The sequence below is a fragment of the Kribbella qitaiheensis genome, from assembly GCF_042657745.1.
In the GTDB taxonomy this organism is placed as follows: domain Bacteria; phylum Actinomycetota; class Actinomycetes; order Propionibacteriales; family Kribbellaceae; genus Kribbella; species Kribbella qitaiheensis.
Window position 1 is genome coordinate 68256 of sequence record NZ_JBHSKE010000010.1, and the last position, 24203, is coordinate 92458.

Annotated in this window: 25 protein-coding genes; 11 read left to right on the top strand and 14 right to left on the bottom strand. The window is 67.0% G+C overall.

Annotated elements, in window-relative coordinates; all coding sequences use genetic code 11:
- Positions 1-1524, top strand: coding sequence for an ATP-binding protein (locus ACFPJ1_RS11390; protein ID WP_380103505.1), 1524 nt, complete (start codon positions 1-3; stop codon positions 1522-1524).
- 28 nt (positions 1525-1552) lie between these two features.
- On the opposite strand, the gene ACFPJ1_RS11395 is transcribed toward ACFPJ1_RS11390, so the two are convergent.
- The 3 genes from ACFPJ1_RS11395 to ACFPJ1_RS11405 form a co-directional block, all read right to left on the bottom strand.
- Positions 1553-3598 carry a phage holin family protein gene (locus ACFPJ1_RS11395; RefSeq protein WP_380103506.1) on the bottom strand — a complete coding sequence of 682 codons (2046 nt, stop codon included), beginning with the start codon at positions 3596-3598 and terminating at the stop codon, positions 1553-1555.
- 13 nt (positions 3599-3611) lie between these two features.
- Entirely contained in the window at positions 3612-4022 is a 411-nt protein-coding gene (locus tag ACFPJ1_RS11400) for a DUF7144 family membrane protein (RefSeq protein ID WP_380103507.1), read from the bottom strand.
- A gap of 98 nt (positions 4023-4120) precedes the next feature.
- Positions 4121-4639, bottom strand: a complete 519-nt coding sequence (locus ACFPJ1_RS11405) for a hypothetical protein (protein ID WP_380103508.1) — start codon at positions 4637-4639, stop codon at positions 4121-4123.
- Positions 4640-4889: 250 nt separating this feature from the next.
- Here ACFPJ1_RS11405 and ACFPJ1_RS11410 point away from each other — a divergent pair, with 250 nt between their 5' ends.
- Together ACFPJ1_RS11410 and ACFPJ1_RS11415 are read left to right on the top strand one after the other, a co-directional pair.
- Entirely contained in the window at positions 4890-6062 is a 1173-nt protein-coding gene (locus tag ACFPJ1_RS11410) for an AI-2E family transporter (RefSeq protein ID WP_380103510.1), read from the top strand.
- An 88-nt stretch (positions 6063-6150) separates the two neighbouring features.
- Positions 6151-7458 carry a cation:proton antiporter gene (locus ACFPJ1_RS11415; RefSeq protein ID WP_380103511.1) on the top strand — a complete coding sequence of 436 codons (1308 nt, stop codon included), beginning with the start codon at positions 6151-6153 and terminating at the stop codon, positions 7456-7458.
- 25 nt (positions 7459-7483) lie between these two features.
- On the opposite strand, the gene ACFPJ1_RS11420 is transcribed toward ACFPJ1_RS11415, so the two are convergent.
- Together ACFPJ1_RS11420 and ACFPJ1_RS11425 are read right to left on the bottom strand one after the other, a co-directional pair.
- A complete protein-coding gene (locus ACFPJ1_RS11420) occupies positions 7484-8494 on the bottom strand; it encodes a formylglycine-generating enzyme family protein (protein WP_380103513.1) in 1011 nt (336 codons plus the stop codon).
- Between the two features lie 300 nt (positions 8495-8794).
- Entirely contained in the window at positions 8795-9271 is a 477-nt protein-coding gene (locus ACFPJ1_RS11425; protein ID WP_380103514.1) for a DUF6325 family protein, read from the bottom strand.
- A gap of 224 nt (positions 9272-9495) precedes the next feature.
- Between ACFPJ1_RS11425 and ACFPJ1_RS11430 the strand changes: the two genes are divergently transcribed.
- The gene (locus ACFPJ1_RS11430; protein WP_380103515.1) at positions 9496-9906 is read left to right on the top strand and encodes a DUF1622 domain-containing protein; all 411 of its coding nucleotides are present in this window, start codon (positions 9496-9498) and stop codon (positions 9904-9906) included.
- A gap of 89 nt (positions 9907-9995) precedes the next feature.
- Entirely contained in the window at positions 9996-10508 is a 513-nt protein-coding gene (locus tag ACFPJ1_RS11435) for an LURP-one-related/scramblase family protein (protein WP_380103516.1), read from the top strand.
- Here the strand turns inward: ACFPJ1_RS11435 and ACFPJ1_RS11440 are convergent.
- The 3 genes from ACFPJ1_RS11440 to ACFPJ1_RS11450 all read right to left on the bottom strand — a co-directional run bounded on the left by ACFPJ1_RS11440 (position 10505) and on the right by ACFPJ1_RS11450 (position 12107).
- Entirely contained in the window at positions 10505-10969 is a 465-nt protein-coding gene (locus tag ACFPJ1_RS11440) for a DUF6069 family protein (protein WP_380103517.1), read from the bottom strand. The two genes, ACFPJ1_RS11435 and ACFPJ1_RS11440, sit on opposite strands and share 4 nt — an antisense overlap.
- A 213-nt stretch (positions 10970-11182) precedes the next feature.
- Positions 11183-11665 carry a hypothetical protein gene (locus ACFPJ1_RS11445; RefSeq protein ID WP_380103518.1) on the bottom strand — a complete coding sequence of 161 codons (483 nt, stop codon included), beginning with the start codon at positions 11663-11665 and terminating at the stop codon, positions 11183-11185.
- 31 nt (positions 11666-11696) lie between these two features.
- Positions 11697-12107, bottom strand: a complete 411-nt coding sequence (locus ACFPJ1_RS11450; RefSeq protein WP_380103519.1) for a DUF7144 family membrane protein — start codon at positions 12105-12107, stop codon at positions 11697-11699.
- A gap of 139 nt (positions 12108-12246) precedes the next feature.
- Here ACFPJ1_RS11450 and ACFPJ1_RS11455 point away from each other — a divergent pair, with 139 nt between their 5' ends.
- Both ACFPJ1_RS11455 and ACFPJ1_RS11460 read left to right on the top strand, forming a co-directional pair.
- Positions 12247-12792 (top strand): GNAT family N-acetyltransferase, encoded by a 546-nt coding sequence (locus ACFPJ1_RS11455; RefSeq protein ID WP_380103520.1) that lies wholly within the window; start codon positions 12247-12249, stop codon positions 12790-12792.
- A 288-nt stretch (positions 12793-13080) separates the two neighbouring features.
- Positions 13081-16062 carry a helix-turn-helix transcriptional regulator gene (locus tag ACFPJ1_RS11460; RefSeq protein WP_380103521.1) on the top strand — a complete coding sequence of 994 codons (2982 nt, stop codon included), beginning with the start codon at positions 13081-13083 and terminating at the stop codon, positions 16060-16062.
- Between the two features lie 517 nt (positions 16063-16579).
- On the opposite strand, the gene ACFPJ1_RS11465 is transcribed toward ACFPJ1_RS11460, so the two are convergent.
- On the bottom strand, positions 16580-17884 hold the full coding sequence (locus ACFPJ1_RS11465) for a winged helix-turn-helix domain-containing protein (protein ID WP_380103522.1): 1305 nt from the start codon (positions 17882-17884) through the stop codon (positions 16580-16582).
- A 248-nt stretch (positions 17885-18132) separates the two neighbouring features.
- Between ACFPJ1_RS11465 and ACFPJ1_RS11470 the strand changes: the two genes are divergently transcribed.
- The 3 genes from ACFPJ1_RS11470 to ACFPJ1_RS11480 all read left to right on the top strand — a co-directional run bounded on the left by ACFPJ1_RS11470 (position 18133) and on the right by ACFPJ1_RS11480 (position 20094).
- Entirely contained in the window at positions 18133-18369 is a 237-nt protein-coding gene (locus ACFPJ1_RS11470) for a DUF5652 family protein (protein ID WP_380103523.1), read from the top strand.
- A 103-nt stretch (positions 18370-18472) separates the two neighbouring features.
- Complete coding sequence (locus ACFPJ1_RS11475; protein WP_380103524.1) at positions 18473-19468, top strand: cation diffusion facilitator family transporter; 996 nt, start codon at positions 18473-18475, stop codon at positions 19466-19468.
- Between the two features lie 101 nt (positions 19469-19569).
- Positions 19570-20094 (top strand): DinB family protein, encoded by a 525-nt coding sequence (locus ACFPJ1_RS11480; RefSeq protein ID WP_380103525.1) that lies wholly within the window; start codon positions 19570-19572, stop codon positions 20092-20094.
- A 9-nt stretch (positions 20095-20103) separates the two neighbouring features.
- On the opposite strand, the gene ACFPJ1_RS11485 is transcribed toward ACFPJ1_RS11480, so the two are convergent.
- The 5 genes from ACFPJ1_RS11485 to ACFPJ1_RS11505 are packed head-to-tail and all read right to left on the bottom strand — an operon-like array spanning position 20104 to position 23596.
- A complete protein-coding gene (locus ACFPJ1_RS11485; RefSeq protein WP_380103526.1) occupies positions 20104-21051 on the bottom strand; it encodes an FAD-dependent oxidoreductase in 948 nt (315 codons plus the stop codon).
- On the bottom strand, positions 21035-21478 hold the full coding sequence (locus ACFPJ1_RS11490) for an FAD-dependent oxidoreductase (RefSeq protein ID WP_380103528.1): 444 nt from the start codon (positions 21476-21478) through the stop codon (positions 21035-21037). Before ACFPJ1_RS11490 ends, ACFPJ1_RS11485 begins: the two co-directional genes overlap by 17 nt.
- Positions 21475-22224: an MIP/aquaporin family protein gene (locus ACFPJ1_RS11495; protein ID WP_380103529.1), complete on the bottom strand. Its 750-nt coding sequence runs from the start codon at positions 22222-22224 to the stop codon at positions 21475-21477. Before ACFPJ1_RS11495 ends, ACFPJ1_RS11490 begins: the two co-directional genes overlap by 4 nt.
- Positions 22221-22892: an arsenate reductase ArsC gene (locus ACFPJ1_RS11500; protein WP_380103530.1), complete on the bottom strand. Its 672-nt coding sequence runs from the start codon at positions 22890-22892 to the stop codon at positions 22221-22223. The genes ACFPJ1_RS11495 and ACFPJ1_RS11500 overlap by 4 nt, the downstream gene beginning before the upstream one ends.
- Positions 22889-23596 carry an arsenate reductase/protein-tyrosine-phosphatase family protein gene (locus tag ACFPJ1_RS11505; RefSeq protein WP_380103531.1) on the bottom strand — a complete coding sequence of 236 codons (708 nt, stop codon included), beginning with the start codon at positions 23594-23596 and terminating at the stop codon, positions 22889-22891. Before ACFPJ1_RS11505 ends, ACFPJ1_RS11500 begins: the two co-directional genes overlap by 4 nt.
- 137 nt (positions 23597-23733) lie before the next feature.
- On the opposite strand from ACFPJ1_RS11505, the gene ACFPJ1_RS11510 reads away from it, so the two are divergent.
- Positions 23734-24165 (top strand): MarR family winged helix-turn-helix transcriptional regulator, encoded by a 432-nt coding sequence (locus ACFPJ1_RS11510; RefSeq protein ID WP_380103532.1) that lies wholly within the window; start codon positions 23734-23736, stop codon positions 24163-24165.
- The last annotated feature ends 38 nt before the right edge of the window (positions 24166-24203 follow it).

The following is a 24203-nucleotide window of genomic DNA, read 5'->3' on the forward strand; positions in this document are numbered from 1 at the left end:
ATGCAGCCAGCGCAGTACGAGCCAGATCCTTCGCCGGTCGCCGTTCCTGCGGACCGCATCACCGACTTCCGTGCCGCGCGCCGTGTGATCGAGCGCGGAGTTCTTCCGCTCGCGAGTTCGGTCGACGGCAGCCGCTTCGAGTTCCAGGCCTCCTTGGTCGACCTCGCGCTCCAGGCGGGCGGTTACGTCGTACTGGAGACCGGCGGGGCCGGTCGGCTGGGACAAGTCCTGACACTTCAGATCGCTCGGGTGGATGCCGCGGAGGTGGAGCCGGCTTCGCCCGGAGCGTTCCACATCCGGACCGCGCAGGGCGACGGGATCGTTCTCGACGGTGAGGGTGTGCCGTTCCACGACGCCGCGATCCGTCCCGCGCGGACGGACGAGGTGCACGACTGGGTGATGAAGAACCGGCCGCAGCGCGCGATGCTCGAGATCGGCGAGCAGTTGCTCGCGCCCGGCGTACCGGCCGCTCTCGACGCCGGCGGATTCAACCGGCACACCTTCCTGTGTGGCCAGTCCGGCTCCGGGAAGACCTACTCGCTCGGGCTCGTTCTCGAACAGTTGCTGGTCGAGACCGGCCTGCGGATGGTCATCCTCGACCCGAACTCCGACTTCGTCCGGCTGGCCGAGACCCGCGCCGGGCTCCACCCCACACTCACGGATCGCTACGCGGAGGCCGCTCGCGGCATCGCCGTACGCCGATCCGGCGGTGCGGGTGATGATCGGCTCCGGCTTCGCTTCGCCGATATCGACCGGGCCGGCCGGGGTGCGCTGCTGCAACTGGATCCGATCAGCGACCGGGAGGAGTACGCCGCGTTGTCCTCCTTCCTCGACGCCAACGAACAGGGCGCGGCTCTCATCGAGGGTCTCGACGACTTCCTCACCGTCGACCAGCCCGGCGCCCGCGAACTGGGCCTGCGGGCATCCAACCTCGGCGTGCTGGACTGGTCGATCTGGGCCCGCGGCCAAGCGGGGTCGCTGCTCGAGGACCTGCAGGAGGGAGACCTGCGCTGCCTGGTCGTCGACCTCGGTTCGCTGGACACGCCCGAGGAACAGAGCGTCGTCGCGGAGTCCGTGCTCGCCACCCTGTGGAACCGCCGGTCCCGCCGGGAGCCGGTCCTCGTGGTGATCGACGAGGCGCACAACGTCTGCCCGGCCGAACCCCGGGACGCGATCACGGCCCTGGCCGCGGAGTACGCCGTACGGATCGCCGCCGAGGGGCGGAAGTTCGGGCTGTACCTGCTGCTGTCCACCCAGCGTCCGCAGAAGGTCCAGGAGAACGTCCTGTCCCAGTGCGACAACCTCCTGCTGATGAGGATGAACTCCACCGCCGACCTCGAGTTCCTGCGCTCGGTGTTCTCGTTCGTGCCCACCGGTCTGCTCGATCGGTCGCCGACCTTCGAGCAGGGCCACGCACTGGTCGCGGGCAAGGTCATGCCGCACGCCGGCTACGTGCGCTTCGGCACCCGGACCGCCGAAGAGGGCGGCGCGGACGTACCCGCGTCCTGGGCGGCCTTCCGCTAGGGGCGAAACCTGTTCGGCCGGAGGCATCTCAGACCTCCGCGGTGTCACGCTTGATCGCCGTATCACGCTTGATCCCGGCGCGCTGCCCGAGCTGTTCGAGATAGCCGACCAGCACGCGGTGGAGCTCGTCCGCGCCGCGGATCGGCTGATCCGGGATCTGCAGATCGGACGGGGCGAGGAGCAACCCCCGTCCCTGCCACCCGCCCATGCCGCCGTGGCTGCCGACCAGACCCTCGAACGCGGCGACTTCCCCGGTGTCGATGTCGACGGAGCTGTTGACGTACAGATCAGGGGCCTCCGGCATCGAAGCCGCCCTCAGCAGGTCCGTTCGGGCCAGTGGCCCGAACGCCGCCAGCGGATCTTCGCCTGTCACCTTCCCGTCGGAGAGCTGGTTCACGCCGTCCGGCCCGACGGCCAAGGGACCGTACTCCGAACTCAGCACTGCGATGAAGCTGATTCCCTCGTGGTTCACCAGTCCGGGGATCAGAGCAGGCCAGCGATCGGTGATGTCCTCCATCGTCAGCCGGCGCTCCGAAGCGGCGTACACCAGACCGAGGTTGCCCGACCCGAGCACGACCAGCTCCGACCCGGCTGTCACCTCCGGTGGCGCAGAGCGGCGCTGCACACGTTCCGAGGCGTCGTTGGCCATCCGTCCGGTGCTGGAGTCAGCTCCGGCGAGATCGGCCAGAAGACCGTTGACACGCCCCCAGCCCTCGACCGACTGCTCGACGGCTTCGACCTTTGCCGCCGTCAGCTGCGAGCAGACAGCGGAGAGGTCGACGCCGTACTTGTCGGCAAAGATCGCTCCCTGGGACTGGCCGTGGTCGGACAGGACGACCAGCCGGTACGGCCGGGGTGCTGCCGCGGCGACGGCCTCCAGACAGGCGAGGACGTGATCGAGCCGGTCCAGGGCGGCCAACGACTCGGGCCGGAGGGCGCCGGCGTGGTGAGCCACCTCGTCGTAGTCGACGTAGTCCACGTAGACGGCGCGGGTACCGCGGATCATCTCCTCCGCCACCAGAGCCGTGTTGAGGTCCCGAAGCAGGACATTCGTGACGGCACGCATGCCGGCGAAGAGCCAATCGCGGTGCTGGCGCGGTTGAACGTCGCGACGACGTTGACGGCGTGCCTCGTACCGCTCCCGGGCGATCTCGGCGAGCGCCCCGAAGAAGCTGCCCGCGAAACCGTCGGGCCTGGCCAGATACCAGGCGACGCGGCGCCGGGTGTCTGCCGTGCCACGGGCCAGCTGCATCTTGCTCATCGTCAGCAAGGCTCGCTCGGCGTCACCGCTGAAGAGGTTCGAGATACTGACGCCGCCGTCGGCCAGCAGGCCGCGGCCGTCGGAGGCGCGGCGTTCGATCTCGGTGGCATCGGCGGCCCGGTTGGCCACCAGCACCCGCCCCAGCGCCCGGTCGTACCACCTGAACGCCGGTACTCCGTCGATGCGGCCGTGCAGGATCCCCAGTTGGCTGGCCGGTGTGGTCGGCGGGAGCACCGGGGTCCACTCGACCAGGCGGTACCCGTTCTTGCGGATCCAGCGACCCACGGTGGGCAGCGTGGCGGCGAGAAGCTGCCACTGCATGACCGGGAAGGGCACTCCGTCCAGCTGGACGAAGATGACACCGGGAATCTCCGGATCCTCGACCGTCACACCCCGCCGTCTGGTACGGCGTACCAGCGCGGCGGTGAACGCCTCGGGCGTGCCCGAGGTGCACAACCACGCCACGACCGTCGCCGCAGCCGCCGCGATCCAGGCAGCCGCCAGAACAACCCAGAACGAGTCGGCTTCAACCCCTGGGATCAGGCTGAGAGTCACCGCCAGGATCACTGCCTGTCCGAGCACCGCGAGCAGGAGCACCGCAAGCCAGCCCACTGCCGCGCTGGCGACGACCAGCAGTGGGCGCACCAGCGCACCGACCACCAGCGTCGCCGCCGCCGCGAGGAGCAACTGCGGGAACGAAGTGAACTTGAGGCCGGGGAGCACGGCCGCCGCGAAGGCGAGAGCCAGGACCGAGGTGATCCAGGTGGCGAGGATCCGGCCGAGATCACCGAGGCGGGGCGCGGGCACGGACATGGTGACCCCGCCGTCAGGTGCGAAGCGCGCGCGGACGTGTCAGGGCCCAGATCACCCAGACGTCGAGAGCGATCAGGAGCAGGGACCAGAACGGTGCATAGGGAATGAAGAAGAAGTTGTCGATCGCACTCAGCACCGTCAGGAACACGGCGATCACGCCCGCCCAGACCGCCCGGGAGAACAGACCGATGCCCACCGCGATCATGGCCAGGCCCAGGACCAGGTGCAGCCAGCCCCAGCCGGTGATGTCCAGATGGAACGCGTAACCCCTGACGGGCACGAAGAACTCGTCGTTGATGATCCCGGCGAGGCCGATGATCACCTGGAACAGGCCGATCATCAACATCATCGCGGCGGCGAACGCGACACCGGTCATGGCCCAGCCCGACTCGGCCTGCGGCTCGATCCCACTGCTTTGGGTCATCTGTGAGCCCACCCCTCCTGCTCGTCCCTCGACGAACGTCGAGCGCCCACCGACACTAGGACCGCATCGGGCGGTCGCGCGTCACCCTTGGCGGACGACTAGTGCGACAAGAGAGCCTTCAGCGCGACGATGAGGAGACCCAGCACGAGGTAGACGAGACCTGAGACGGCCATGCCCCCCCGGGTGGCCCCCGCCTTGGCCGCGACGTACAGGGCCCAGCCCAGCTGGGATCCCACCGCCACCGCGAGTGCCAGCCACGCGGCTCCCGCGTCCGACAGACCGAGAAGCGCGCCGACACCCGCCGCCGCGGCGGGCGGTACGGAGGCCTGCACGATCGGCCATTCCCGCCTCGCGGAGGCGCGGTACTTGTCCAGGGACAGCAATCCATCGGCCGACCGCTCGCCGACCACCGCCGCGTAGACATGGGCGAGCCAGAACACCACGCCGGTCGCGAGCAGCAGGACGATCAGTTGGCCTGTGGGTGCGGGCTCATGGCCCGGGCTGGTGCCGGCGACGACCGATGCGGCCAGCAGCGATCCGTAGATCGCCCCGGCATAGTCGGACGGCTGCCTTCCCTGGTCCGACTTCGGCGCGCGAGCACTCGGCCCGTCCTGCATCCGGCCTCCTCCACGGCGCCGCTCTCTCTGTCGTCGCCGTTGTGGCAGACAGGTCGATGACACGGGATCACCGGCAGCCTCCCGCAGCCGTCCGCCGAACACCTCACCCCAACCGGATGACCCGGATGGCGGTGCCGAACCGCTCTCGAGGAGTCCGCCACCGCCAGGATCATCCGGGGCGGGTGATGCTGCCGGTCGCGATGTGAGCGATCTTCGAAGCCCGGGACCGGTCGGAAAAGGGGTTTCGAGCATGACTGCAGGCGCCTCGGAACCACCTAACGGTCAGCTGCCGGCGGCGAGCCCGGCGCCGGCGCCGACAGATGGCTCCTGGGCGCTTCCCCGGGGAGTCGTCGTTCTCCTCGGGGCGGGAGGCTCCGTTCTGGCGGTCGCCGGTATCCGAAGTACCTCCGACATCGTCGGCCCCGTCTTTCTCGCGCTGGTCCTGACGATCGCCGTCAGTCCACTGCGCCGCCTGCTGGTCCGGCGAGGCGTTCGAACCTGGCTCGCCGGGCTGATCGCGCTGGTGGTCGTGATCGCCTTCCTCCTCGGCATGGCAGCCGCCGTAGCCTACTCGGTCGCCAAACTGGCCACCCTGCTGCCGACCTACCAGGACAAGTTCGCCGAGCTCGTCGACGACGCGCGCGGTTGGCTGGCGGACCGCGGTGTGGGACAGCAGCAACTCCAGGCGGCCTTGGAGAAGCTCGATCTGGGCAAGTTCTTCGACCTGCTCCAGAGCCTGCTCTCCGGACTCGTGGGGACGCTGTCCGATCTCAGCTTCGTCGTCATCGTGCTGTTCTTCATGGCCCTGGACGCCACGCAGTTCCCGGACCGTCTCCGCGAGGCCGGGCAAGACCGACCGGACATCGTCAACGCCCTGTCCGGCTTCGCCCGGGGAACAACGCGCTACCTGATCGTCTGCACCGTCTTCGGGTTCGTCGTCGCCGCGATCGACGTCGGGGTCCTCTACCTGCTGGACATCCCGCTCCCCTGGCTGTGGGGTCTGCTCGCCTTCATCACCAACTACATCCCGAACGTCGGATTCTTCATCGGCGTCGTCCCGCCCGCGCTGCTGGGGCTGCTCGACCAGGGGGTGGCGACGATGCTGTGGGTGATCGCTGCCTACTGCGTCATCAATTTCATCATCCAGTCGATCATCCAACCGAAGGTCGTCGGCGACGCGGTCGGTCTGTCCACCACACTCAGCTTCCTGTCCCTGATCGTCTGGGCCTGGATCCTCGGCCCGGTGGGCGCCGTACTCGCCATCCCGGCGTCCCTGCTGGTGAAGGCGCTGCTCGTCGATGCCGACCCGTCCACCCGTTGGCTCAGCGGGCTCATCTCGAGTGGCCAGCCCCCGGAGCACGCCCCGGTCGCCGAACCCAAGGATCTTCCGCCGACCGAGGTCCCCGCCGAACAGACCAGCTGACGGCGGATGAGGTGGGCCCTGGGCGGCGACTGTCAAGGTAGGGATGGACCAGTCCGGGCGGGCGTTGATCTCAGACGGAGGCGGGGCAGTGACCGAGGCCACGTTCGCGGTGCTCGCGCTCCTCATCCTCGGGTGGGCGGTCGTCTCTGATCTCCTGGCCCGCTTCAACATCACCGGTCCACTCGTCTTCGCCGTCGCCGGCTATGCGCTGGGCAACCCTGACTGGGGCCCTCTCCCGGTCGACGTGGAGGCCCCGTCGGTCCATCTGATCGCGGAGCTGACGCTGGCGCTCCTGTTGTTCTCGGACGCTGCCAGAGTCAACCTCTCGAGGCTCAAACGAGACATTCGCCTGCCCGGCCGGCTGCTGACTATCGGGCTTCCGCTGTCCGTGATCGTGGGCTCCCTGCTGGCCGCCTGGATCTTCGACGACTTCACCTGGGCGCTCGCAGGCTTCGTGGGCGCCACGCTGGCTCCCACTGACGCCGCACTCAGCGCCCAGGTGATCAACGACCGCCGGATCCCCATGCGCCTGCGTCGCACGCTCAATGTGGAAAGTGGACTCAACGACGGCATCGTCACACCGGTCGTGACGTTCACGCTGGCTGTCGCCGCCGGCCAACTCGGGGTGGAAAGTCACGACGGCGGCTCCGACCACGGCGGCGGTGCACTGCTCGAACTCGCCGTCGGCATCATCGTCGGCCTGGTGATCGGGACAGTAGGCGCCAGACTCATGACGCTCGGCTCCCGACGGCGCTGGATCGCCACCGGCGCACGGCGGCTTGGAACTCTGGCAGCCGCCCTCAGCAGCTTCGCCCTCGCCGGCGCGTTCAGCGGCAACGGATTCATCGCGGCATTCGTGGCCGGCATCGTCTTCAGAGCAGTACTCGACGAGGAGGTTGTCGACGCGGACAACGCCATCGAGCTGCCGGAGCTTCTCGGTGAGGTCCTCGCACTCACCGTCTGGTTCCTCTTCGGAGCCGCCCTGGTGCCGATCGCCATTCACAACTTCGACCTGCCGCTGCTCGCGTACGCCGTACTGAGTCTGACCGTGGTCCGCATCGTTCCGGTCGCCCTGTCCCTGCTAGGCACGGGGCTGGACCGCCAGACCGTCTTGTTCGTGGGTTGGTTCGGGCCCCGCGGCTTGGCGTCGATCGTGTTCGCACTGCTGGCGATCGAGCAGCTCGGCGACATCCCGGTGGTCGAGCAGGCTGTCGCCGTCGTCGCGCTCACGGTCTTGCTGAGTGTGGCGCTCCATGGCGTCTCGGCGGGCCCGCTCGGACGTCGGTACGTCCGTTTCGAGCAAAGCGACGACGACTCGACCGCCGGCCCCCGATCGCGACTCTCCGTGCATCGACCTCCAACTCCCCCGGCGCCGCCCAGCACCGACCAGCCGTGATCCGCGAAGCTGATCCAGCCGGGGGTCAGGCGCGCACGATGCAGCGGAAACCCAGGTGTGACGTCGCGGTGTCGATCGCCTGTGGCATCCGGGCCGCCGGACGGTAGCGGCGGCAGTAGTTCGGCGCGCACAGGTGCGAGCCGCCTTTCATCACCTTGCGGGGGATGCGGACGTCAGTCAGCTGAGGATCGTAGCTTCGCTCTCGATCGCCGCCGCGTGGGCTCTCGACGGTGCAGCAGGCGTGCGAGGTCTCGGCATGAGCCTGGTACCAGTCGCTGGTCCACTCCCAGACGTTGCCGATCATGTCCATCAAGCCGTACCCGTTGGGCGGGAAAGATCCGACCGGAGCTGTGCCGACGTACCCGTCCAGCTTGAGGTTCTCGATCGGGAAGTCGCCCTGCCAAGTGTTCGCCATCCAGCTGTCCCCGGGGGTGAACTCGTCGCCCCACGCGTACTCGGCGCCATCGAGGCCCCCGCGGGCCGCGCGTTCCCACTCGGCCTCGGTCGGCAACTCTTTGCCGATCCACTGCGCGTACGCGGCGACGTCCTCCCAGGCCACGTGCACCACTGGATGATCGGGCCGCTTCTTGATGGAGCTGCCCGGTCCCTGGGGATGGCGCCAGTTCGCGCCCTGCACGTAGATCCACCAGTTGTAGTGGTTCCCAAGGTCGACGGGGTGGTCGGGCGACTCGAAGACGGTCGATGACGGCAACAGCATCTCCGGCTTGGCGCCGGGGTAGTCAGCGGCGTCGGCGGGCCGCTCGGCCAGCGTCACGTAGCCGGTCTTGGCCACGAAGCGGCCGAACTGGCGGTTCGTGACGGTGTGACTGTCCATCCAGAAGCCCTCGACAGTGACTCGATGGGCAGGTGCCTCTTCGGGATAGTGGTGATCAGACCCCATCAGGAACGTCCCGCGCGGGATCCACACCATGTCCGAAGCCGGTGGGCTGTCCGGTCCGCGCGGCGAGACTTCAGCGGCCGTGGCACTCGGATCGCGTGACACGTTCAGCAGAACGTCCGGCTTGTCGGTCGCCATCGGTTGCCCCTCGGATCTCGTAGGTGGGTGATCCGTGCGCTGGCCGTTCGGACGGCTACTGCCGTGCCAAGCCTGCGCACGCCGACCGTCGTTGCCGACGGCAACTGGGCGCGTGACCGACATCCACCCGAGGATCAGTCCCGGCGATCCTCGCGGTCGTCTCGCCGGTCTCCTCGGCGGTCCTGTCTGCGGTTGACTCCGTGGACGACCACGGCCGCTGTCGCCGCCGTGGTTGCTACTCGCGCCACCGGAGCGCCGACCACACCAGCGCGGCGCGCCCGTCGCCTTGCGATACCCATCTCAGCTGCCTTCCTTGGCGAGTTCTTCTTCGTCTTCCTGGATGACTGCCAGCAGGGCCTGGATCGGGATCCGCCCACTGGCCACCAGTTGACCGCCGGCCCGACGTACGGCGGACCCGAACGGCGCTGCCCAGGTGTTCTCCCAGACGAGCACAGCAGCGGTGCTGCCAGGCTCCACGGCGGCCGCGATCGCGGCCACGTCGTCCTCGCTGAGCAGCATGGCCAGTTCCGTCTCGTAGGTACGCAACTCGCCCAGTTCAGGGTCGTCGAGGTCGGAGAGCTCGAAGGCCTCGAGGGTGCCGTCCTCGTCCTTCCTCATGATCAGAAGATCCAGGACGCGCACGATGTTGCGCTCCACGAGCGACGCCAGTTCCGGCGCGATCTCACCCTTGAATCTGCTTCCCGGGAACTCGACCACGATCCAGTCGACCGGCCCCAGCTCATCAATATCGTCTTTCGTCACGCTGGTCTCAGTCACGACACGCTCCTCTTGTGCACGGTCACTTCCGCCGCCGGACAGGGCCGGGTTCTCCTCGGGAGCGCACCGGCGATTTCAACCTAATCCGCGGGGATGGGCGCAGCCTCACCCGCCAAGGATGAAGCGGTCCTGACGGCGTTGAGCGGACGCTGTCGACGGTTGCGGTAGTTTGCGGTGACTGCGGGTCGCGCCGACTCCGCCAGACCAGGGAGTGTGTGGCTGCGGTGACGTTCTCCGAGGTGATGGACCGGGCGGCGCAGGTGTTCGAGGGACTGGGCGCGCTGATTCTCGCGCTCGGGTTCGTTTGGTCGGTCGGGCTGGCCGTGGCGGAGTGGCGGCGTACGTCCGACGGGACCAAGGCGTTCGTGACGCTGCGGCAGTCGTTCGGCGCGGCGCTTCTGCTGGCTCTCGAGGTCCTGGTGGCCGCCGATCTGATCCGCACGGTGGCGGTTGCCCCGACGCTGGAAAATGTCACCGTCCTGGCGCTGATCGTGCTGATCCGCACCGTCCTCAGCTTCTCCCTGGAAGTCGAGATCGAGGGAACCCTCCCGTGGCGACGCGCACTGGTCACCGGCCCGACCCGTATCGCCCAGGTCTCCAGGCGCTCCCGCGAGACCACCCCTGAGCCAGAGTGAGGTGCAGGATCGTCCCTGTGGGGTGAGGTCTTGCCGGGCGCTCGGCTGTAGGCTCGACAATCAGTCCTGGGGGTGAGGAGCGCTCGGCGATGGGAATCCTGCGAAGAGGGCGGAACAACGACGTGGAACCACGCCGGTACCGGATGAGGACGAAGCTGGCGTCGATCGGTGACGACTTCTGGATCGAGGACGAAGAGGGCAACCGCGCGTACAAGGTGAACGGCAAGGCGTTGCGGCTACGCGACACGTTCGTGCTTGAGGACGCGGCCGGTCACGAGGTGGCGAAGATCCAGGAACGGAAGCTCACCGTCCGCGACAAGCTCGCCATCGAGCGCGACGGCCACAAGGTCGCGACGGTGCACAAGGCGCTGGTGGGTATCCGCGACCGCTTCGCCATCGACGTGGAGGACGGGCCGGACCTCAAGGCACACGGCAACATCGTCGACCACGAGTACGAGATCAAGCGCGACGGCGACACGATCGCCCACATCTCGAAGCGATGGTTCCGGGTTCGCGACACCTACGGAATAGAGATCGCGCCGGACGAGGACGAGGCGCTGTTGCTAGCCACCGTCGTCGCGCTGGACGCGCTCACAGACTAGGCCGCGGGGCCGACTGCGCGTGGCCGCATCGCGGAGCGCGCTGCTCCGGGTAGCAGGGTGCCGATCGCGATCCCGACGGCGAGGTTGATCAGCCCGGTCGCGACTTTCGATGACGTCGAGCCGGTGGTGACGAACGGGGCGAGCGCCGCCACGGCCGTGGCCAGCGCGATGATCCACCCGAAGAACTGCCACGGCCGAGGCGTGGACACCAGCAGCAGATGCAGCAGCCCGGTAGCCACCAGCGCCGCCAACCCGCAGTACAAGGCGTACGTCCACGTGTCCGCGTCTCCCCAGGTGCCCTCACCCTCCGGCGCGAGCACAGGTACGTCGAACACCCCGCGGGCGATCAGAATCCCGGCAACCGCGATCAGCCCGGCGATCACCGCTGTAGCCAGCCCGCCGGCCCACAACCGACCACCGGCAACCACGTGTGCCCCACCCTGCGTAGGTTGAACCGTCATGCGAGCGCCCCTCGACCGACCGGTGAAGTCACCAACCCTGCCGAGCCCGGCCGATCAAGTCATCCCCCGCGCCGGATGAGCCCAGCCGTGAGAACGAGCGATGGTGGGCACCGACCAGGCACTGCCCACCATCGCCCCCATGTTCACCTACGACTGCAGCCGCCAACGCTTCGGCTTCATCCCCGCCCCACCGCGACCTGAATCCCGCGAAAGCTACCCACTGCTCAGCTCGTCACGTCGCCCGACTCTCGTCAGCCTCGCCCGAGAGTCGAGCAACCACCAGACCCGGTTCGTGTCGAGAAACCTGATCTGGAGATACGGGACCTCGCCACCCGGAGGGAAGTGCACCTCGCTGAGGCCGTAGTCGCTGGTACCACCCGCCGGCACCGTGCCCACCTGGATGACAGGGCCGATCGGGCCGCTCCCTTCGAAGCCGGCCCGCAGGTCCTCCACATAGATCGGCGCATCGCCGGCGTTGCTGATGTAGGCGAAGAACTGTCGCTCGGACAGGTCGTACCGGTCCGATGACCGCCGCCATTCAGCCCACACGGAGACATGAGTCGCCTGCGCGACCGCCCTCAGCCGGCGGTCCTCGCGCAGCAGGCTGAGAGCTACACCCAACGCTCCGACAGTCCCGACAGCGGCCACCACGGCCCCACCCGCGGCGACCCAGTCAGCAAGGCTTCCACCATCCATCGAGGCGGCCCCTCCTGCCGCGGCCCTGTGGTCAGGTGTCGACCTTTCGGGCCTGGGTCAGCGCCCAGATGACCCAAACGCAGAGCGCGATGATGAGGATCGACCAGAACGGCGCGTAGGGAATGAAGAAGAAGTGGTCGATGGCTATCACCACGGACAGAATGAGCGCGACGATCCTGGCCCACGCCGCATTGGCGAACAGGGAGAAGCCGGCCACCACGGCGGCGATGCCCAGCACCAGGTGGATCCACCCCCACGCCGTCGTGCTGAGATCGAACGCATAACGCCTGCTGACCACGACGTAGCCGTCGTCGAAGATCGCGGCGAAGCCGGCAACGGTCGAGAAGGACCCGACCATGACCATCACGGAGGCGGCGAACGCAAGACCGCCCACCATCCAACTCGAGCCGGTCTCCAGCTCGCCTGTCTCGTCCTGGATCATCGCCGCCCACACCTCCGCTATCGTCCGGCCAACCCGGTTGCTCTCGACACTAGGCCCGGCCTCGACGCCCGCGCTTCACCCTTGACGGGTGACCTTGCCGCTGTACCTAAATGCGATTGATTCGCATATAGTGCCGGATGTGGGCTCAGAACTGACTACCTCCGCTCAACCCTCTAGCGGCTCCCCGGTGATCGCGGTCCGCCGCGCGACCCTCACGGACGGTGAGGCCATCGGCATCGTTCACGCCGCTTCGTGGGAAGCCGCCTACGCCCCGTTCTTCGACCCGGGGTTCGCCGGCTGCGAGATCGCCTCCCGGCGGACCCGGTGGCACGACCGTGTCACCGACGAGACTGCACTGATCCTGCTCGCCACCCTCGACAACCGCCCTCTCGGCTTCTCCTGGAGCACCGCCTCCACTGAACGCTCGGGCCAAGCCGAGATCCTCAGCTTCTACGCCCACCCCGACGGCTGGGGTACCGGCGTGGCACCCCGCCTGATGACCGAAACCCTCCACGCGCTCCGCAGTACCGGCTTCGCCCACGTCCACCTCTGGACCCTCCGGGACACGCCCCAGTCCCGCCGGTTCTACACAAAGTCCGGCTTCACCGAAACCGGCGCCACCCGCCCCCGAGACTTCGGCGACGGCGCTCCCCTCCCCCAGATCGAATACATCCGCCCGTGCTGACCACGACCACACCCTGAATGATTGCCATGGCCCGCATTCGCTGTTTGGCGTTCCCATGGCACACAGTTCTGGCCGGCGGATTTGGTGCTCATGGCTTATCAACAGCAGCGCTGGTGCGATGACCCGCTTGTCCGTCCCAGGTAGGGGTGCATAGCTACTCCACATCGCTGAGGGCGAGCGAACCTCTAGATGACAACTCGGCGAGGGGCCTGGCCGACTTGAGAGGTGACACGCCAGGATCGTCTGTGGCGACTGCCTGACGAGGCATGGCAGCGACACTCGGACCGGGTGGAGACTGAAGACGTGAGTGCCGCCGAGGAATCGCCCGGTCCCTGGCTTGCCGGACGAAGGGTCGAAGAGCAACTGCTCGCAAGGACGCTGCACAGTGCCGCGAGTGGACGGCCTGCTGCAGTGGTATTGCACGGCGAAGCCGGGGTCGGCAAGACGCGACTTGTGCGCCACGTGTGCCATGCATTGTCGCCCGAGACCCAGGTGTTGTGGGGAACGTCCGTGCACTTCGGCGAAGCGTCTGTACCGTTTGCCCCGGTGACTGGCGCCCTTCAGGCATGGCTAGCGCGGGCCGACGCCGCGACTCGTGCAGAGATCATGTCCGGGGCCGGCGAACTTGGTGCCGTAATGCCCGCCTTGGCCGAAGGCGGACCAGTTGAGCCGGGGCGCCTTTTGCCTTTGCTCGACCTGGTGTTCAATCGCCTCGCCGACCGAGCGCCGACTGTCGTGGTGGTCGATGATCTGCATTGGGCGGACCGCTCATCGTTAGACGTCCTCGCATATCTGATCACCGGATTCCGCGAGCAACGTCTGGCGCTGCTCGCCACCTGTCGCGATGAGCACCGCGGCGACGGTCATCCGTTGCACACCTGGTTGGCGGACATGCGCCGCCTTCCACACTTCACCGAGATTCACCTCGACCGACTCGACCTAGCGGCGACTGAGGACCAGATCCAAGGCCTGCTCGGGCGCGCTGTCGACATCGCCCTCGCAACCCAGGTACAGGAACGTTCCGATGGGAACCCATATCTCACCGAACTCCTGGTCCGTGGCCTAGCTGGCGATGAACTGGAACTGCCGGTAACGGCACCCGCCGCGCTTCGCGAAGCACTGCTGGCCAGCTGGCATGGCCTATCCCCCGAGGCGCGCCAGGCAACGCAGGTGCTGTCAGTCGGCGGACGCCCCACCGATATAGGGGTACTGGCCGACGTCGCCGCCGAGCACGGCGTGCCGCGAGCATCGCTCGTTGGATGTCTAGTCGAGGCGCGGGATCACGGCGTCGTGCGCCTCGATGTCGCTGGCCGTCCGTGGTTCCGCCATCCGCTACTCGCCGAGGTGTTGTACTACGATCTGCCGCCTGGCGGGGCCGCGCACATTCACTCAGAGTACGCGCGTGTTCTCGAATTGCTGCCCGATAACCGACCTGTCCGCCTGGCCGCAGACCTAGCGATCCACAACCAGCAGGCCGGACGAATCGACAACGCATACCGGTGGTCGCTCGTCGCGGCGGACGATGCCGACAGGCTCCATGCATCAGCTGAATTGGCCATCCATCTCGAGCGCGCATGCTCGCTCTGGGACAAGGTCTCGCCAGATTTGCGTCGCGACTCGGCGTCACGGGTCGGCCTACTCCGCCGGGCAAGCGCCGCCGCGGACAGAGCCGGCCAACTCAGGTCGGCAATCGCACTGGCCGAACAAGCGATGGACCACGTCGACCGCAATCGCGAACCACTCTTGTTCAGCACGCTGCTCCGCGAGTGGAGTCTTACCTATCTGCGGAACCTGGCACCAGATACGATCCTTCACTCTGCACACATAGAGGGCGTTGAACTGACGCGGTCCGTGCCTGACAGCCCCGAGCATGCTCGGGCGCTAGCAAGCCTTTCCATGGCCGAGCACTGGGACGGCCTGCAAGATGCTGCAGTAACTCATGCAGAACACGCTGTGCAGGTCGGGCGTCGATCAGGCTCCCACGCAGCGCTGGCGGACGCCTTGATCGCTCGGACCCGCACGGCAACGAACAGCCCATTGAAGGCTCTGGCCGATGCGGAGGAGGCTGAGCAGCTCGCTCGGCTCTGCGACGACAGTCTCTTGATCGAGGACGCTGCGATGTGGCGGGTGAGCAGCCTCGTCCTGCTTGGTCGAGTCGACGAATCCATCGAGGTAGCACTGAACGCCTTCCACGACGTACTAGCCGCGGGATCATTGCAATGGGGCTACTATCTCGCAGCCCAGGCCGCTGACGGGTTGCTGCAGCTAGGGCGTTGGCAAGAATGTCGTGATCTCCTTCGTACGGCACTAGCCGCGCGGTGTGGCGGAGTTCCGGACGCAGCTGTCCGCCTTCGCGCGGCTCGGCTCGCGGCACGTACCGGCGATATCACAGCAGCCAGAGATCACTTGGATAGGGCCCTGGAACTGGTCTCTCCGCATTACCCAATTCTGAGCCGACAGCTCAGTGAGGTCGGCGCCGAGGTCCTAGTCGGGTGTTGCGAGCCGGCGCGGGCGCTGGCATGGCTCCACGGTCGGATGCTGATGCGCCACACCGAGGCGGTCCTCAACCAGGAAGAATTCCTAGTGATTCTGGCTCACGTCGCCGCCGAAGCGGCCGTAGCTGCCCGCGACGAAGGCGACCATGACAGCGCGCTCAGGGCGGTGGCCGCGCTTGACGAGGTCGTCAAGAAGTGGCCGGGAGAACCGTTCTCCGGACATAGGTGGGATGCCATCAATCAGGCGGCATCCCGAGCCCTGTACGCCGCCGAGGCGGCGCGATGCCGGGGGGACTCGGGCCAGTCTGCTCGATGGCGCGAGGCCATCGAACATTGTCAGGCTGCAGGCTGGCCGTGGCACGAGGCGGTTTCGCGTCTGAGATGCGCAGAAGCGATGTTTGACATCAGATCGTCACGATCAGCCATCGGCGAGCTCCTGAGAGATGCGCACCGCGTCGCATTAAAGCTCGGCGCGCGCCCTCTTGTTAATGATGTCGAGTCACTCGCCAGGAGCGCCCGTGTGAACCTTCGTGAGCCTGTGCCGCTTGAGGTGGCGCCCGGCGCGCCGCCGGCGCTGGCGAACCTGACAGACCGTGAGAAGCAGATTCTCACCTACCTCGTTGCCGGGCGGTCGAACACTGAGATCGCAAACGAGCTAGTCATCAGCGACAAGACGGTCAGCGTTCACGTTTCAAACATCCTGCGAAAGACCGGAACCTCGACCCGATTGGAGGCGGCGGCTTTGGCAGCGCGGATTAGCCATCGTCACCAATGACGTCCAACACCTGACGCTTCGACCGGACTCGGCATCGCGTCGGCTGCCTCAGCCACTGACAATCAGCCAGATGACCGCTCGTGACTGCAGCCGAAAGGCCGCCTCGCCGGGCCGATCACCGGCAGCCTTCTTCCACGCTGGTGAGACAGTATCGGACACTCACCAAAATCTCTCGAACCACAACTCGCCATCGAGATTCTCTGTGCGGCCAGCCGAGCAAGTGTCTATGTCGGGATGATGGACGTTCACCCCTCAGGATTCGAGATGCTTCACTCAAGTGTCAGATCGAGCTGCTCATCACCAGCCTGATAGCGGACCTCAAACGCCTCTCCCGTGCAGATTTCAATCTGCACGTCGCCATAGCCGGAGCCTTCCGCTATCCCACCGTCAAATTCGAAGTCGACAGGGACGCAAGGGTGTACAAGCACGACCGCTCTTCGGCACCGCAACGATCAGTGTCGAGTTGGCGTGGCCAGGTCGCGCCGTCTGGCCACCAGCTCGGCTCCTCCTAGACGGGTCAGACGGCCTGGGACAGGGCTCGCCCCAGATCGCCGGGAGCACTGACCAGTACCCGGTCGAGTTCCAGCCATCGGGCCATCAGGCTGAGCTCGGCGGCCAGCGGCTCGACGATCTCGCCATCGGGTACGCCGGGTTCGGCGGTGACAGTCGGGACAACCAGTGCGGAGTTCCGGCGATCGGCCTTCAGGTCGACTCTGGCAACCAACCGATCACCGAGCAGGAACGGCAGCACGTAGTACCCGTGCACCCGCTGCGCCGCCGGCGTGTAGATGCTGATCCGGTAGAAGCAGTCGAACAGCCGATGGGTCCGGTCGCGGTTCCAGATCAGCGTGTCGAACGGTGACAGCAAGGCACGAGCCGGAACCGGACGATCCTCGGCCTCCGACCACCGGTAGCTCGGCTGGGACACCCCTTCAACGCGTACCGGAACCAGGTCGCCAGCCTCCACCAACTCACTGATCACCCGCTTGGCGGTTGCAATCGGCAACGGAAAATACCCGCCACTGGCTCCGCACAGCTCACGCGCGGTGGCGACGCCGAGCGCCCGGGCCGAAATCCTGATCAACTCTCGCCGCGCCTCGTCGGAATCGAGCTCGGGCCTGGCGAGCACTCCGGCTGGCACCACCCGCTCGGTGAGGTCATACAGACGCTCGAAGTTGCGCCGGCCCGCGATCGCAACGCGGCCCGTGCAGAACAGGTACTCCACAGCGATCTTGGCGTCCTGCCAGTTCCACATCCGCCCCGTGCTGGGATCCGGATCCGGATCGGTCCGCTTGCGGCGCACCCCATCGGGGTTGGCCTCGCCGGCCGTGATCGGTCCACGTTCGGTGACCACGGCAAGCACTTCGTCGACCAGTCCCGGCCGCTCCACGCTCAGCCGCTGCATCCCAGCCACAACCGACCACGGCACCGCCAGTTCCGGATCAAGCGCCGCATCCCACATCTGCCGCTCAGCCACCCGCATCCGCCACCGCAGCAACGGATAAGTCGCCATCGGAAGCAAGCTCGCCTTGTGCCCCCAGAAGTACTCGACCAGCTCCCGCTCCCCACCCCACGCCAGCTGATCCAAGGCCGCCCGCGAATAGGCTCCCAGCCGAGCGAACATCGGCAGGTAGTGCGACCGGCACAACACGTTCACCGAATCGATCTGCAGCACGCCGACACGATCAATCACCCGCCGGACATGCCGTACGTCGACTCGGCCCGACGGCCGCGGATCAGCAAACCCCTGCGCGGCAAGCGCGATCCGCCGCGCCACGTCGATCGAAAGCGTCTCCCCGGCCGGCCGACGAACTGCTGCCATGGCCCGAACCTATCCCTTGACGCCCACCGCAGCACCGCGTTGTAGCGTGGCGGATCGTGGTGGACTGGGGTCTTCGGCCGGCGTCCCTGTCAGGTTGAACGTGCTTCAGGGCAGTCCAGCACGACGCTTGTACGAGCGGTGCGGATTCACCCTCGAGAGCGAGGATCCGGTCGACGTGTTCATGGTCCGCAAGCCGACCGATGACCCCGCTGCTTGCAGGGCGAGTCGGGTGGGCGCATCGTGTAGTGGTGGCCAAGACGAAGTGGGACGACCTGAGTGATCGCAAGCGGCTCCTCATCATCGTGAGCGGTGTTCTCGAGGGCGCACTGAAGGTCGTCGCCCTGGTTGACCTCGCCCGCCGACCGGCCGCCGAAGTCCGAGGTTCCAAGGTCCCCTGGGCGATCGCCATCACGCTGACCAACTCACTCGGCGTGGTGCCGATCACCTACTTCGTCTACGGCCGGCAAAAGCCAACGGCGACTTGATCGTTACCGCGGCCTCCTCGCAGTGCTGGCGTTCCTCGACGCCACGGCCACCGCGGTGATACGCCCGCGGAACTCGCGGTGGATCGAGGTTTAGGGTCGTTCCGTGAGCACCTCGCAAGGCACGGCCGCAACGACCGGAAGCGATAGCCTCCTGACCGTCGTCGTCGCGTTGAGCGCCAACCTGCTGATCGCGGTCGCGAAGACGATCGCCGCCGTCATCACCGGCTCCGCTTCGATGATGGCGGAGGCCGCGCACTCCTGGGCGGACACCGGTAACGAGGTCTTCCTCCTGATCGGTGAGCGGCAGGCCGGGAGGCCCGCCGACCGGGCTCATCCGCTGGGCTACGGCCGGGTCGGCTATATCTGGTCGATGTTCGCGGCGTTCGGGTTGTTCACCGTGGGTGCGGCGGTCTCGATCTGGCACGGGATCCAGTCGCTGCGCAGCCCGGAGGGGGACGACTCGTCGTACGTGTGGGCGTACGCCGTCCTCGCGATCTCCTTCGTACTCGAAGGCATCTCCTTCCTCCAGGCGCTGCGGCAGACGAGAGCCGGCGCGACACAACGCCGGCTACGCCCGCTGCGCTACTTGAAGGTCACCTCGAACCCCATGCTGCGCGCGGTGTTCGCCGAAGACCTGTCGGCGCTGATCGGCATCATCATCGCGACCGTTGCCATCACCCTGCACCAGGTGACCGGCAACGCCGCCTGGGACGCGATCGGCTCGATCGTGGTCGGCCTGCTGCTCGCCTTCGTCGCGCTGTTCCTGATCAGCCGCAACATGGACTTCCTCACCGGCGAGGCCGTGACCCCACTCGCCCGCAACCGAGCCCTACGAGCCCTCCTCGACCACGCCGACATCGAACGAGTCAGCTTCCTCCACATGGAGTGGGTAGGCACCGACAAAATCTTCCTGGTCGCCGCCGTAGACATGGTCGGCGACGCGCCAGAATCCGACCTCGCCGTGCGCCTCAACACAGTAGAAGACGCCCTGAACGCCCGCCCAGAAATCGAACGAGCCGTCCTAACCCTCACCCGCCCCGGCGACACCACAGACCTCCGCCCAGAACAACTCCCACCCTGGTACGTCGAACCCTCCTGACCCTCGGACCGCCGTTCCCGAGGATCAGGCGCCACACCCACGCAGGCATCAGGTGGCCATCCGACCGTTGGATGCTCTCTGGATGCCGTGGATCATGAGTTATGGACAGGGCACGGACGCACGACGAGCTCGAGCAAGCCAGGGATGACTTCCACCGGTTGGTGGCAGGGGCTGACGAAGCGGATCTGCGCCGGCCGTCCAACGGCACCCGCTGGAACAATCGTCAACTGCTCTTCCACATGCTGCTGGGCTACTTGATCATCCGGTCGCTGCTGAGACTGGTTCGTGTCTTCGGCCGGCTTCCTCAAGGGTTCAGTCTCGCCTACGCCCGACTGCTGAATGCCGGCACCGGGCTGTTCGACGCAGTGAACTTCCTTGGCTCCTACCTCGGCGGGAACACGCTGGGTCCGGACCGCATGGAAGCGATGTTCGACCACGTCATCGCCAAACTGCATCAGAGGTTGGATGCCGAGACCGAGGCTGATCTCGCGCGTGGCATGCACTACCCGACTCGGTGGGATCCGTTCTTCAAGGACTACATGACGTTGGCTGACGTCTATCGCTTCCCGACCCAGCATTTCGAGTTCCATCGGCGCCAGCTCACCTTGACCACACCGTCCGACTGACCGCCGCCGTCACCTGAGCTGGTTGTCCTGCCATGCGTGGGCAGCGATCTGGACGGCGTCGTAGGGCGAGCCGAGCGGTGGGGTGTAGGACAGGTCGAGGATGCCGATGTCGTCGACTGAGCCGCCGTAGTGGATCGCTGTGGCGAGGATGTCGACGCGCTTGGCAATCTGTGCTGATGCGTGGCCGACGAGCTGAGCTCCGAGCAATCTGCCGGTGGCTGTGTCACCGGTGAGATGAAGTGCGATCGGCGTGGCGCCCGGGTAGTAGACCTTGTGGTCGTAGGGCGCTGACACGACCGTGGCCGGGTGGTAGCCGGCGGCTGCGGCTTCGCGGTCGCGGAGTCCGGTCGCCGCAGCGACCAGGTCGAAGATCCGCACGACCTGGGTTCCCAGCGACCCGGCGTACGTCGTACGGCCTCCGACCGCGTTCTCCCCCGCGACGCGGCCCTGTTTGTGGGCGGTGGTGCCGAGAGGGACGTAGGTGGGGTCGTCGAGGAGTCTGTGGTGGGTGTGGACGCAGTCGCCGGCGGCGTACACGTCAGGAAGGTTGGTACGCATGCCCGGATCGACGGCGAGCGCTCCGCCGAAGCCGGTCTTGGCGCCGGCGTCGACAGCCAGCTGGGTGTCCGGACGCACGCCGGTGACGACCAGGATCAGGTCGGACGCGAGTGAGCCCGGTTGGCCGGCGCCGCTGACGTGGACCTCCAGTCCTGCATCGGATCTCTCGATGCTGGTGACCGAGGTGTCGCAGTAGACGGAGACGCCGTTTCGTACGAGTTCTGTTTCGATGAGGGTCGCGAGTTGTGGGTCCAGTGTGCGCGGCAGGACCTGCCCGAGTTGTTCGACAACGGTGACGTCGAGGCCGCGACTGCGTAGCGCTTCGGCCATCTCAAGGCCGATGTAGCCGGCGCCGACTATTACCGCGGAGCGGGCGCCCTCTTCAAGCGTCCGGGTCACTGCAAACGTGTCGCCATGGTGTGGAGCAGATGCACCCCGTCGCCTGCACCGAGTTGGTCGAGCCCGGCGATCTGCGGCTTGTTGGGCACTGCCCAGTTGCGATGATCAGCCGGTCGTAGCCGATCGCTCGAGCCTCCCCCGCAGCAGACACTGTGGACACGGTACGGGCGTCGACATCGATGCCGATGGCACGTTCTTCCAGGTGCAGCCGCAGACCCGCTCTTTCCAGGTCGTTCTTGCTTCGGTGAGCCATCGAGTGCCAGTCGGGTACTTCGCCAGAAACGTAGTACGGGATGCCGCAGATCGAGAAGTTCGGGTAGTCGTCGGCCACCACGAGGTGGACCTCGGTAGTGGGATCGAGCTGGCGGGCCCGCAGACCCGCCGTGATGCCGGCGTCGCTGCCGCCGATGATCACCAGCCGCGTCACTGGGCTACTCCAGATCTTGTGGTGTCGGCCTGTGGGGTGACGATCTCGTCGGCGGCTTGCCCGGCTTCGGGGTACAGGACGGCGAGCAGTCCGACGCCGACGACGGCACCGAAAAGTTGCGCAACGACGAACCCCGGAAGGGATCCGGGCGCGATGCCGGCGAAGGTGTCGCTGAAGGCGCGCCCGATGCTCACAGCCGGGTTGGCGAACGAGGTCGACGACGTGAACCAGTACGCCGATCCGATGTAGGCGCCGACGGCAACAGGTGCGAGCGCGGCTCGACCGGACCAGGCCAGCGCAAAGATCAGTACGACGAGACCCGCGGTCGCGACCACCTCACCCAGCCACAGATGGCCGGAGCTGCGGTCGGTGGTCGACCACGACACGGCAGCCTTGGCATACATCAGGTTGGCGAGTACGGCTCCCGCAACGGCACCGACGATCTGGGCCGGAATGTACGCCGCCAGGTCGCGCAGCGTCAGCCCAGTACCGGTCCGTTGCCCTAGCCACCAGTCGACAGCTGAGACGACCGGGTTGAAGTGTGCACCCGACACAGGTCCGAGCATGAGGATCAGTACCGCGAGCCCGAGTGCTGTCGCGAACGCGTTCTCCAGCAGCTGCAGACCGATGTCATTGGGTGACAAGGACGCGGCCGCAATCCCTGAGCCGACCACGACGGTGACCAGCAGGCCTGTTCCGACGGCCTCGGCGACCACTCGTCGCCACAGCGGCGCGGCGCTGCTCACTGGCGGCCCAGGTGGGCGGCGGGGACGGACAGTTCCTCGAGGAGCTGGCGGACACGGCGCTCGATCTCGTCGCGCACCGGCCGGACCTGCTCGACGTCCTGGCCGGCCGGGTCGTCGAGAATCCAGTCCTCGTACCGCTTGCCGGGGAAGATCGGGCAGGCGTCGCCGCAGCCCATCGTCACGACAACATCCGCGGCTCGGACCACCTCGTCGGTCCATGGCTTCGGGTACTCGGTCGAGATGTCGATGCCGCGTTCGGCCATCGCGGCGACCGCGGACGGGTTGACCTCGACACCCGGCTCGGAGCCGCCGGACCAGGCGATCGCGGCGTCGCCGGCGAGGTGTTCGAAGAACCCGAGCGCCATCTGGCTGCGGCCGGCGTTGTGCACGCACAGGAACAGTACGACCGGTCGGCCGTCGCCGTGGCCTTCGACCCGGGCGAGCGCGGTCAGGCGCTGGCGGGCGAACCGTTCGGCCAGCAGGGGCAGGAAGTTGGGCACGGTGCTGCCGGTGGCGAACTGGTCATAGCTCGAATGCAGGAACCGTTCGATCGTCTCGGTGCCGAAGATGCCGGCGAACTCCTCGCCGAGCCTTCGGGACGCGGTACGCAAGGCGAGTTGCTGGTCGATGGACAGGTCGTCTCGGTGCTGCCCGGCGACTTCGGTCATGGTCGGCTCCTGGGAGTTTCGGTCGTCTTGGTGGGCGAAAGCACGGGCGCCAGCCGGTCGATCCGGTCGGCGATCTCGTCGTAAGCGGCTTCGAACGCCGCGTCGGTATCGACAGCCGCCGGATCCGGCACCGACCAGTGCAGCCGCGGCCGGGCGCCGGCCGGGAGGTGCTCATAGGCGATGTCGCACACCGCGATGACCAGGTCATCGCGTTCCACCACATCTCCGACGTGAGCGGTGCGCCAGGCGGCGGGGTCCAATCCGCGTTTGCGGGCCACCCGCACAGCCCGCGGGTGTGGCTTGGCCGCAGGCTGAGTTCCGGCCGACAGAGCAGGGATGTGACTGCGCCGCGACCAGATCGAAGCGGCCAACTGCGAGCGAGCCGAATTCTGCGTACACACGAAGACCACCCGCGGCACCACGGTCAGAGACGGCGTGACCACGGACTCCAGTACCTCGGCCACCAGCCGCACGTACGTGCGGCGGCGATCCCCCTCGGACCGGGACCGCACGACCAGGCCGGCGTCCTCCAGCACCTTCAAGTGATGGGCGATGAGATTGGTCGGCATGTCCAGCACCACGCCCAACTCACCGGGCGCGGCATCCCCGGCGACCAGCGTGTCAACAATCGCCAACCGCGCTGGATCACCGAGCGCCGCGTGAATCCGCGCCCGCTCCGCCAGGGGTACTCGCTCAATGTTCATTGCCTCAATATCTACTGAGCAATTGATGCGCTGTCAACCTTCGCAGCCTCTGCCCAGGCGTTCGACACGGGAGTGAGCTCCGTCACTCTTGCAGGTCGGCACTCGGTATCCATAAGGAGGTTATGCATAATAGGGTTATGCAATCGAATGCCTCCGGCGCTGAGCTGGTTGTGGTGCTCGAGCACCTCGTGACGTTCATCCGCCAGGTCTCCACCGCCGGCGATCTCAGCGCGGCAGCCTCGTCCGCCCTGAATCGCCTCGGACGTGACGGACCCCTCGGGCTGACGGAGCTGGCTCATGCCCAGCGCGCCTCCCAGCCAGGGATGACGCAGCTGGTCACCCGGATGGAACGCGAGGGCCTCGTGCGCCGTACCGCGAACAGCGACGACCGCCGCGCCGTGCTGGTGGAGGCGACCGACGCCGGCCTCGACCTCGTCAGGCGCCGGCGTGCGGAGCGGGCCGCCGCCCTGCAGCGCCTGCTCGACCGCCTCGATCCGCAGGATCAGGCCGCTATCGCCGCCGCACTCCCCGCACTCGACCGGCTCGTCTCGGCCCGGCCGTCCGACTGAATACGCGAATCGCCAAACACCACCATCAGGAGAACCTC

What these genes read in the sequence shown, in the direction of transcription:
- ACFPJ1_RS11465 (WP_380103522.1), bottom strand. Translation starts at nt 17,884, where the DNA reads ATGGCAGCAGTTCGTCGGCCGGCCGGGGAGACGCTTTCGATCGACGTG.
- ACFPJ1_RS11400 (WP_380103507.1), bottom strand. Translation starts at nt 4,022, where the DNA reads ATGACCCAAAGCAGTGGGATCGAGCCGCAGGCCGAGTCGGGCTGGGCC.
- ACFPJ1_RS11445 (WP_380103518.1), bottom strand. Translation starts at nt 11,665, where the DNA reads ATGGATGGTGGAAGCCTTGCTGACTGGGTCGCCGCGGGTGGGGCCGTG.
- ACFPJ1_RS11440 (WP_380103517.1), bottom strand. Translation starts at nt 10,969, where the DNA reads ATGACGGTTCAACCTACGCAGGGTGGGGCACACGTGGTTGCCGGTGGT.
- ACFPJ1_RS11510 (WP_380103532.1), top strand. Translation starts at nt 23,734, where the DNA reads ATGCAATCGAATGCCTCCGGCGCTGAGCTGGTTGTGGTGCTCGAGCAC.
- ACFPJ1_RS11435 (WP_380103516.1), top strand. Translation starts at nt 9,996, where the DNA reads ATGGGAATCCTGCGAAGAGGGCGGAACAACGACGTGGAACCACGCCGG.
- ACFPJ1_RS11390 (WP_380103505.1), top strand. Translation starts at nt 1, where the DNA reads ATGCAGCCAGCGCAGTACGAGCCAGATCCTTCGCCGGTCGCCGTTCCT.
- ACFPJ1_RS11450 (WP_380103519.1), bottom strand. Translation starts at nt 12,107, where the DNA reads ATGATCCAGGACGAGACAGGCGAGCTGGAGACCGGCTCGAGTTGGATG.
- ACFPJ1_RS11420 (WP_380103513.1), bottom strand. Translation starts at nt 8,494, where the DNA reads ATGGCGACCGACAAGCCGGACGTTCTGCTGAACGTGTCACGCGATCCG.
- ACFPJ1_RS11405 (WP_380103508.1), bottom strand. Translation starts at nt 4,639, where the DNA reads ATGCAGGACGGGCCGAGTGCTCGCGCGCCGAAGTCGGACCAGGGAAGG.
- ACFPJ1_RS11505 (WP_380103531.1), bottom strand. Translation starts at nt 23,596, where the DNA reads ATGAACATTGAGCGAGTACCCCTGGCGGAGCGGGCGCGGATTCACGCG.
- ACFPJ1_RS11500 (WP_380103530.1), bottom strand. Translation starts at nt 22,892, where the DNA reads ATGACCGAAGTCGCCGGGCAGCACCGAGACGACCTGTCCATCGACCAG.
- ACFPJ1_RS11410 (WP_380103510.1), top strand. Translation starts at nt 4,890, where the DNA reads ATGACTGCAGGCGCCTCGGAACCACCTAACGGTCAGCTGCCGGCGGCG.
- ACFPJ1_RS11395 (WP_380103506.1), bottom strand. Translation starts at nt 3,598, where the DNA reads ATGTCCGTGCCCGCGCCCCGCCTCGGTGATCTCGGCCGGATCCTCGCC.
- ACFPJ1_RS11480 (WP_380103525.1), top strand. Translation starts at nt 19,570, where the DNA reads ATGGACAGGGCACGGACGCACGACGAGCTCGAGCAAGCCAGGGATGAC.